The organism is Mesorhizobium sp. M7A.F.Ca.MR.148.00.0.0, assembly GCF_003997735.1.
Classification (GTDB): Bacteria; Pseudomonadota; Alphaproteobacteria; order Rhizobiales; family Rhizobiaceae; genus Mesorhizobium.
Genome location: NZ_RZTB01000577.1, coordinates 1 through 267 on the forward strand (window position 1 = coordinate 1; position 267 = coordinate 267).

1 pseudogene is annotated in these 267 nt (G+C 64.8%); it reads right to left on the minus strand.

From position 1 onward, the window contains the following. A pseudogene (locus tag EOB49_RS35380) lies at nucleotides 1–267 on the minus strand (multidrug efflux MFS transporter); the annotation flags it as partial.

The window sequence follows — 267 nt, forward strand, 5'->3', positions numbered from 1 at the left end:
TGCCAAAGCCGACCTGCAGCATCAGCGGCAACAGGAAAGGCACGCCGTTGAGGCCAACGCGGCACAGGCCGCCTGCGAGCGTACCGACCCAGAACGAGCGAAATCGAAACAGTGTCAGATCGACTGCCGGTGCAACGACGCGGCGCGCATAGCGCCCGAAGGCGAGCAGCAGCAGGATCGCCGCGGCCAACACCAACGCTGTCGCCGAAACGGAGATGATCGGCCTACCGATGCTTTCCAGTCCGAACTGCAGCAGCGCGACTCCGC